7 protein-coding genes and 1 pseudogene are annotated in these 7,318 nt (G+C 66.3%); 4 read left to right on the top strand and 4 right to left on the bottom strand.

Annotated elements, in window-relative coordinates; all coding sequences use genetic code 11:
- The 4 genes and pseudogenes from DM816_RS38710 to DM816_RS38725 form a co-directional block, all read right to left on the bottom strand.
- Positions 1-1,178, bottom strand: a 1,178-nt coding sequence (locus DM816_RS38710; protein WP_162908277.1) for an APC family permease, incomplete at its 3' end; no start/stop codon positions are given.
- 22 nt (positions 1,179-1,200) lie between these two features.
- On the bottom strand, positions 1,201-1,833 hold the full coding sequence (locus DM816_RS38715; RefSeq protein ID WP_162908278.1) for a GOLPH3/VPS74 family protein: 633 nt from the start codon (positions 1,831-1,833) through the stop codon (positions 1,201-1,203).
- Between the two features lie 380 nt (positions 1,834-2,213).
- A complete protein-coding gene (locus tag DM816_RS38720) occupies positions 2,214-4,130 on the bottom strand; it encodes a M14 family zinc carboxypeptidase (protein ID WP_425455333.1) in 1,917 nt (638 codons plus the stop codon).
- A 250-nt stretch (positions 4,131-4,380) separates the two neighbouring features.
- Positions 4,381-5,658, bottom strand: a pseudogene (locus tag DM816_RS38725) (M14 family metallopeptidase); the annotation flags it as partial.
- Positions 5,659-5,764: 106 nt separating this feature from the next.
- On the opposite strand from DM816_RS38725, the gene DM816_RS38730 reads away from it, so the two are divergent.
- From DM816_RS38730 to DM816_RS38745, 4 genes are all read left to right on the top strand, one after another.
- Complete coding sequence (locus DM816_RS38730; protein WP_117215464.1) at positions 5,765-6,040, top strand: Smr/MutS family protein; 276 nt, start codon at positions 5,765-5,767, stop codon at positions 6,038-6,040.
- A gap of 33 nt (positions 6,041-6,073) precedes the next feature.
- Positions 6,074-6,349, top strand: a complete 276-nt coding sequence (locus DM816_RS38735; RefSeq protein ID WP_117215465.1) for a hypothetical protein — start codon at positions 6,074-6,076, stop codon at positions 6,347-6,349.
- Complete coding sequence (locus tag DM816_RS38740; protein ID WP_117215466.1) at positions 6,346-6,744, top strand: hypothetical protein; 399 nt, start codon at positions 6,346-6,348, stop codon at positions 6,742-6,744. Before DM816_RS38735 ends, DM816_RS38740 begins: the two co-directional genes overlap by 4 nt.
- A 34-nt stretch (positions 6,745-6,778) precedes the next feature.
- A partial coding sequence (locus tag DM816_RS38745) for a tetratricopeptide repeat protein (protein WP_162908279.1) occupies positions 6,779-7,318 on the top strand: 540 nt, incomplete at its 3' end.

Here is a 7,318-nt window from a genome sequence, read left to right on the forward strand (position 1 = left end):
ATGCACAACGACAGCACACCGAACCCACCGAGCGCACCGCCCCAGTAGAACAACTGGTTGACCGGATCGAGGCCCTGTATCGCATAAACGATGATGACGATCAGCGACAGTCCACTCTGGAGCATCGACGAGATCTGCGGCGCGCCGGAACGGGTACCAGTCTGAGCAAGGGGTTTTGGAAGAACTCCCTCGCGACCCAGGGCGAAACCGTAACGTGCGCACGTGTTGTGAAACGACAGCATGGCCGCGAACACGCTGGTGACCAGCAGCACCGACCCCGCGTCGGCCAGCAGCGCACCGAGCCGCTCCCCCGCCAGGGAGAACAACAGGTTCGACGAATCGTCGGCCGCCGCGCGCACCACATTGGACGGTCCAGTCGCGACGGTCACAGCCCAGCTGGTCACCACATAGACGAACACCATCACGCCCAGGCCCGCGAACGTCGCAGCCGAGACGGTCCGCTTGGCGTCGCGCGACTCCTCCGCGAACACCGGCGCCGCCTCGAATCCGATGAACGCGGTGACGACGATGACCAGCACCGCCGCGACCGCGCCGGGATCGACGAACAGGTTGCCCGGCGCGAACGCCGCCAATGTCACACCCTCCGCCGACGGCGTTACGAGAAAAGCCACATCGTAGACGGCGACGATGAGCAGTTCCAGCGCCAGCAACGTCAGCAACACCTTGCTGTTGAGGTCGACCCGCAGCACGCCGAACGCGGCCGTGACGGCCCACGCCACGAGCGCGATGAGCCACCACTGGATCGGCTCGGCTCCGAAGGTGACCCCTTTCGACTGCAGGAAACCCGAAAGTGCCGCGCCGAAGATGCCGAACAAACCAAATTGCAAGGTGTTGTACGCGAAGAGGGCCACAAACGCCGCGCCGACCCCGACCGGCCGGCCCAGCCCTTGCGCGATATAGGCATAGAACGCGCCCGCGTTGGGGATGCGCCGCGCCATCGCTATGTATCCCACGCAGAACAGGGCCAGCAGGGCCCCGATGATGAGCAACGCCAACGGGAATCCGACGACGCCGATGTTGGCCCAGCCGGTCACGAGCAGCCCGCCGACGACCATCAACGGCGCGGCCGCCGTGAGCGCGAACGAAGCTACCGATGCGGCGCCGAGCCGGTCCGCCGCCAGCGCGGCCGAAACCGCGGAGCGAGGGGTTGCGGACATGGTGACTCCAATCGATTGGGGTTCAGGCACGAGTGGCGGCGGACTTGCTGATGGCGACCTCTGTCTCGGCCACAAGTGTCCGCATTGGAGCGGGCAGGCCCGCGATGACCTGAGCGAGGTGGGCTTGGCTCGCCTGCTGCGCGTCGTCCCACAGCATCTCGCGGGTGAGCCCCGTGGCGAACGCCAGACCGGCGAGGATCTGGTCTTTGGGGTCCATCGGCTGGCGGCGCGCGAGCCGGGACGCGACCCGCGCATGCGGCCACGCCGCGTCGTTGATGGCGACCGGCACGAACGTGCGGTTGACCGCGAACAGCCGGCGGGTCTGGACGAGCTGAAGCACTCCCGCGCGGGTCAGGCGATTGGCCACGTCTTCCACCGCGGTGCGCCCGAGGAACGCCAGCCAGTCGCGCAGCGGGTGCCGCTGCGCCTCGCCCATCAGGTGGTCCAACACCGTGTGCGCCAACAGATCCGGCGGTGTCGCGGCCGACAGGACCTTGACGCCCTCGGCATCGATCGTCACGTTGCCCTGCAGGTACAGCTCGGCGAGCAGTGCGGCGGCGACTCCGAACCCGGCGGCCTTGGCGTGCAGCCGGGGCTGGCCCGTCGTGTCCTCATGCGCGATTAAGTAGAACTCGTCAGCAAGGTAAATCGCCACGGGCCCATACAGTACCGACTCTTCTCCGCCTTGTCTCCCTTACGGAAAGTGACGACGACCGTCCGATTTGGACGGCCACCGCGCAGTATGACTGCTTTGTTATGTGGCCTAATCGGCGGACCCGTTGCCCCGCGAAGACTCCGTTCAGGCGAAGCCGTGCCCTTGCGCAGATAGGGCCGGGCGCGCAGCCAACCTTCCCACCCAACGCAGCCCCGCAAAAACTCCGTTCAGGCGAAGCCGTGCCCTTGCGCAGATAGGGCCGGGCGCGCAGCCAACCTTCCCACCCAACGCAGCCCCGCAAAAACTCCGTTCAGGCGAAGCCGTGCCCTTGCGCAGATAGGGCCGGGCGCGCAGCGATCCGGCCCTATCTGCTGCGTAAATTATGGTCGCAGGTTCAGCGTCCAGGTGTCGATACGGCCGGTGTCGAGCGAGGCCGCGTCCTGCACGCGCAGTCTCCAGGTGCCGTTTGCCACCTCGCCGGACAGGTTGACCGTGAATACCTGATCAATGTTGTCGGCGCTGCCGCCGGCGCGGTTGTGCAGCAGATAGAGGGTGCCGTCCGGGGCGACGAGGTTGACAATCAAGTCTCCCTTGTACGTGTGGACGATGTGCACCTCGACGGTCGAGTTCGACGCCGCGTTGCCCGCGCACCCCGAGATCACGATGGAACTTTCCACAGTGGACAGGTCCGGGATCGTGACATCGTTGGGGTTCGTCCCGTTGCACGAGCCGCCGATCGGGTTGACCGTCCACGAGAACGCGGCCGAGCCGGACAGGCCGTTGGAGCCGGTCGCCGTGACCGTCACGCTGGACGTGCCCGCGGTCGTGGGCGTGCCGGTGATCTGGCCGGTCGACGCGTTGATGGAAAGGCCCGCCGGCAGGCCGGTTGCCGACCAGGTGTAGGGCGCGACCCCGCCCGACGCGCTGTTGTTCAGCGTGACCGCGGTGCCCACGGTGCTGGTCTGGTTGCCGGGGTTGGCCACGGTCGGCGTGCCGGGCGGCGCGCAATACTGCGCCTCCTTGCCGATGGCGCGGTAGACGCAGTCGGCGTACTCGGAAAGGAGCAGGAAGGCTTCGCGGTTGCGCTGGGTCTGCGGCGCGATCTGCTCGTCGGGCGGGTAGAAGCCGCCACCACCGAACTGGCCGGGGTAGAGCTCGAACACATAGGCGAAGATGCCCTGGTTGTTGAACATCCAGTCGATGCTCACGCCGTCGGCGATGTACAGGTCGCTGGCCTGCTCGGGGGTGTAGTTGTTGCTGTTGGCCATCTGCTGGCCGATGGTCGCGAACGTGTTGCGCTGGTCCACGGTCATGTCCGCGCCGGTGTCGGCCGTCTTGTAGCCGTACGGCCAGAGGATCAGCTCGGAGTAGCTGTGGATGTCGACCGCCACCTTGATCTGCTGCGTGCCGCCCACACGCCGGCTCAGGATGAAGTCGCGCAGGCGCTGCAGCTCGGGCGCGGAGAACGCGGACGGGCCACGGTAGGTCTCCGATCCGGTGCTGCCCGACGAGCCGCCGCAGCAGCCCCACTGGTAGGCCCAGTTGCGGTTCAGGTCCGTGCCCACGTTGGACGAGCCGGCGTTCGGCTGGCGGTTCTTGCGCCACGAACGGTACGACCCGGTGGCTACGTCATACGACGAGCCGTCCGGGTTGAACATCGGGATGATCCAGAACTCGCGGCCGTTGACCAGGCTGGTGATCCGGGTGTCCGAACCGTAGGAGTTGGTCAGCAGGTTCGCCAGGTACAGGGCCTGCTCCGTGGTCAGGTGCTCGCGCGCGTGCTGGTTGGCGAAGAACAGGATTTCCGGCTCGTTCTCGTCGGTCGCGACGTTGTCGGAGATCTTGACGCCCCAGATGGTGCGGCCCTCGTAGGACGTGCCGATGTTGAACTTCTGCGCAATGGAGCCGTGGTCGGCCACGATCTGGTCGAGCTCCGCGTTGGTCTCCGCCTCGTTGTGGTACAGGGCGTCGGCGGGCGGGAAGTCGTTGATGACCACGTCCTGGGTCGTGGCGGGCGGGGGTACGTACTCCGCCTTGAAGCCCAGGCGCTCGATGTTGCGGACCTCGGTGCGGGTCGCGGACACGAACAGGATGCCGTGCTCGCTGTAGTCGATGGCGGCGCCGGTGCGCGCCACCGCGTTGCGGTCGGCGAAGGTCTTGGGCCCGATGACGCGGTACTGGGCCGAGGTCTCCGCGGCGGCCGGTTCCGTCGGCGCACCCGTGGCCGGTCCGGTCAGGACCATGGCCACGCCCATGGCGAGCGCCGAGACGAGAACGGCGACTTGTCGTCGTCGCATTACGTGCCTCCCTTTAGGGCTGATAACAGCACAAACCGCGGTGGTGGTGATCCACCACCGCGGCAAAAGCAGACCACTAAATTCATGGTCATTTCAATATGTGGATACTTGCCAATGGCCCCTGCTTAAGCGTCCGCGGAACGCTGCCATGATCGTTGTCACGCCCGGCGCAGTGGCTTGATCGTTGTCACGCACGGAGCGGGGAAAGCGTTTCCCCGGACTCGGCGCGTGACAACGATCAACGCTTTCAGCAGTACTGCGCTTGCTTGCCGATGGCCCGGTAGACGCAGTCGGCGTACTCGGAGATGATCAAGAACGCCTCCCGGTTGCGCGACGTCTGCGTCGCGATCTGCTCGTCCGGCGGGTAGAAGCCCGGGCTCGACGACCTCGGGTACAGCTCGAAGGTGTACGCGAAGATGCCCTGGTTTCTGAACATCCAGTCGATGATGATTCCGTCGGCGATGTACAGGTCGCTTGCCTGCTCCGGGGTGTACCCGTTGGTGTTGGCCATCTGCCGCCCGAGGGTCGCGAACGTGTTGCGCTGGTCGGCCGTCATGTCCGAGCCCGTGTCCGCCGTCTTGTAGCCGTAGGGCCACAGGATCAGTTCGGAGTAGGTGTGGATGTCGACGTTGACCTTGATTTGCTGTACCCCGCCGATCCGCCGGCTGAGCACGAAGTCGCGCAGGCGCGCGGTCTCCGGTGCGGAGAAGGCCGCGGTGCCCCGGTAAGTCTCCGACGAACCGCTGCTCGACGAGCCACCGCAGCAGCCCCACTGATAGCCCCAGTTCCGGTTCAGGTCCGTGCCGGTGGACGTGGAGTTGGGCTGGCGGTTCTTGCGCCATGCGCGGTAGGAGCCGGTGGCGATGTCGTACTCGACGCCGTCCGGGTTGACCATCGGGATGATCCAGAACTCGCGCGTGTTGACCAGGTTCGTGATGCGCGAGTCGCTGCCGTACGAGTCCGTGAACAGGTTGGCCAGGTACAGCGCCTGCTCGGCGGTCAGGTGTTCACGGGCGTGCTGATTGGCGTTGAACAGGATCTCCGGCTCGTTCTCGTCGGTGGCCACGTTGTCGGAGATCTTCACGCCGTAGATGGTCCGGCCCTGGTACGAGGTGCCGATGTTGAACAGCCGGGCGATCGCGGGATGGTCGGCCACGATCTTGTTGAGCTCGGCGTTGGTCTCGGCATAGTTGTGGTAGCGCGAGTCGGCGGACGGGAAGTCCATGATGCCGATCTCGCCCGAGGTGGCCGGCGGCGGCAGATACTGCGCCTTGAACCCGAGCCCCTCGATGTTGCGGATCTCGGCCCGGGTCGCGGTCACGTAGATGCGGCCGTGCTCGATGTAGTCGATCGCCGCGCCGGTTCGCGCGACGGCGTTGCGGTCCGCAAACGTGCGCGGGCCTTCCAGTACGTACTGGGACGTGCCGGTGTCCGTGTCGCCCGGCGCGCTGGTTGCCGGACCGGCCAGCACGAACGCAGCAGCGCAGGCCAGAGCGGACAGGAGAATCGCGACCTGTCGTTGTCGCATGGGATGCCTCCCTGGGGGTAATAGGAGACCTTCAATGGAGCATCTTTCTTAAGATCATTGCAATACATCAATGCGCCCAGTTGGCGAACGGCTAGGCTAAGGCGCGATGAAACTCGTACTCGACCTGCACGATATTTACAACAAGGGCCGCGACATCGAGCGGGCGCTGCATGACATCATCGCCGAGGCGGTCGCGACCAAGGCCCCGGTCGTGGAGATCATCCCCGGCAAGGGCTCGGGCGCCCTCAAGAAGCACGTCCTGCGCTTCCTTGAGCAGAAGGAGATCAAGGCGCTGTACCACCGGATCGACAAGGACTCGAAGAACTTCGGCCGCCTGTTCGTGCATTTCCGCCACAACACGGGCAAACCGAAGCGAAGATAGCGCGGGCGAATACTACTGAGTTATCGTCTCGGTATGACTGGATCCGGCCCGAGCACGGAGAAGACGTCGATCAGTCTTCCCGCCGATCTCGCGGAATACGCACGCCGCCGGGCCGCGGGCAACACCTCGGCCTACATCGCGGGGCTGATCGAGCGGGACAAGCGCAATGAGCAGATCCGGCTCATGCTCGAAGAGCACGGCTACGTCGGCGACCTCGCGATCACCGAGGCAGGCAAGGACCGGATGCGCGCGCGCCTGGCTCGCGGTTCGCGCAGTCGCGCCCAGCGTCGCGAGCAGTCCGCCGCGTGAAAGTCGGGGCCGTCTTCGACACTTCGGCGCTGCTGGCCCACGTTCGCGTCGAGCGTGTCTCGGCGGGTGAGCTGATCGCAGTTGTCGCAGAAAATGGCGACGTCACGGGCGTCCCGGCGCTTGCCGTGCTCGATGCGCTGCCCGATCTCGACAAGGATGAGCGGCAGCTCCTGGTCAGGATGCTCACCGACACGGCAGAGGCCGAAGCGACCGTCATCCTCCCGCTGTCCGGTCCGGATCTGCTCGACGTGGATCGCCTGACATCCATTGTCGGCGGTCGAGGCACGGCGCAGGCGGTGCTGGAGGCGCATAAAAACGGCACCTCGCTGGCAACCTGCCGCCCGGAGGACATCGTTGACGTCATGCATCCCGACGACGTGGTCCAACTGTCTTAGCGCACCGGGTGGCGAAGGTAAGTAACATGTGCGCGTGCCATCCCCCACCTCGCTGTCCCAAGTGCGCGCCGACGCCATCGCCCGGCGCGACCACGGTGACCTGCACAGCGCACGAGACCTGCTGGAGCGGGCGCTAGAGGCGGCCATCATGACCTCGGGCGAGGATCACCCCGAGGTGCTGACCACCGCGCATCTCTTGGCGTCGCTGCACCGCCAGTCCGGCGACCTGTCCGGCGCGCGGCGCGTGCTGGAAAACGCGCTCTACGCCGGATCGAGCAAGCACGGCGACGACCATCCGCTGCTGCTGTCGATCTCGTTCGACCTCGCGGAGATCGCCGATGAGCTGGGCAACCGGCACGAGGCGCGCAAGCACTACACGAGGGTGGCCAAGTTCGGCCCGGCCGCGCCCGGGTTCAACCAGCAGCAGGTGCAGGCCGCGCGCGCCTGGCTGGGCCCCAGCGCGCCCGCCCCGGCCGTGGCGCAGAGCCAGACGGTGACGCTTCCCGGGCCGGAGCCGCTGACCGCGCCGAGCGTGGAGTGGCCGCCCAAGACCACGCCCCCGCCGCCCGCGACC

Source organism: Allorhizocola rhizosphaerae (genome assembly GCF_003426775.1).
Taxonomy (GTDB): domain Bacteria; phylum Actinomycetota; class Actinomycetes; order Mycobacteriales; family Micromonosporaceae; genus Allorhizocola; species Allorhizocola rhizosphaerae.

What these genes read in the sequence shown, in the direction of transcription:
- DM816_RS38720 (WP_425455333.1), bottom strand. Translation starts at nt 4,130, where the DNA reads ATGCGACGACGACAAGTCGCCGTTCTCGTCTCGGCGCTCGCCATGGGC.
- DM816_RS38730 (WP_117215464.1), top strand. Translation starts at nt 5,765, where the DNA reads ATGAAACTCGTACTCGACCTGCACGATATTTACAACAAGGGCCGCGAC.
- DM816_RS38735 (WP_117215465.1), top strand. Translation starts at nt 6,074, where the DNA reads ATGACTGGATCCGGCCCGAGCACGGAGAAGACGTCGATCAGTCTTCCC.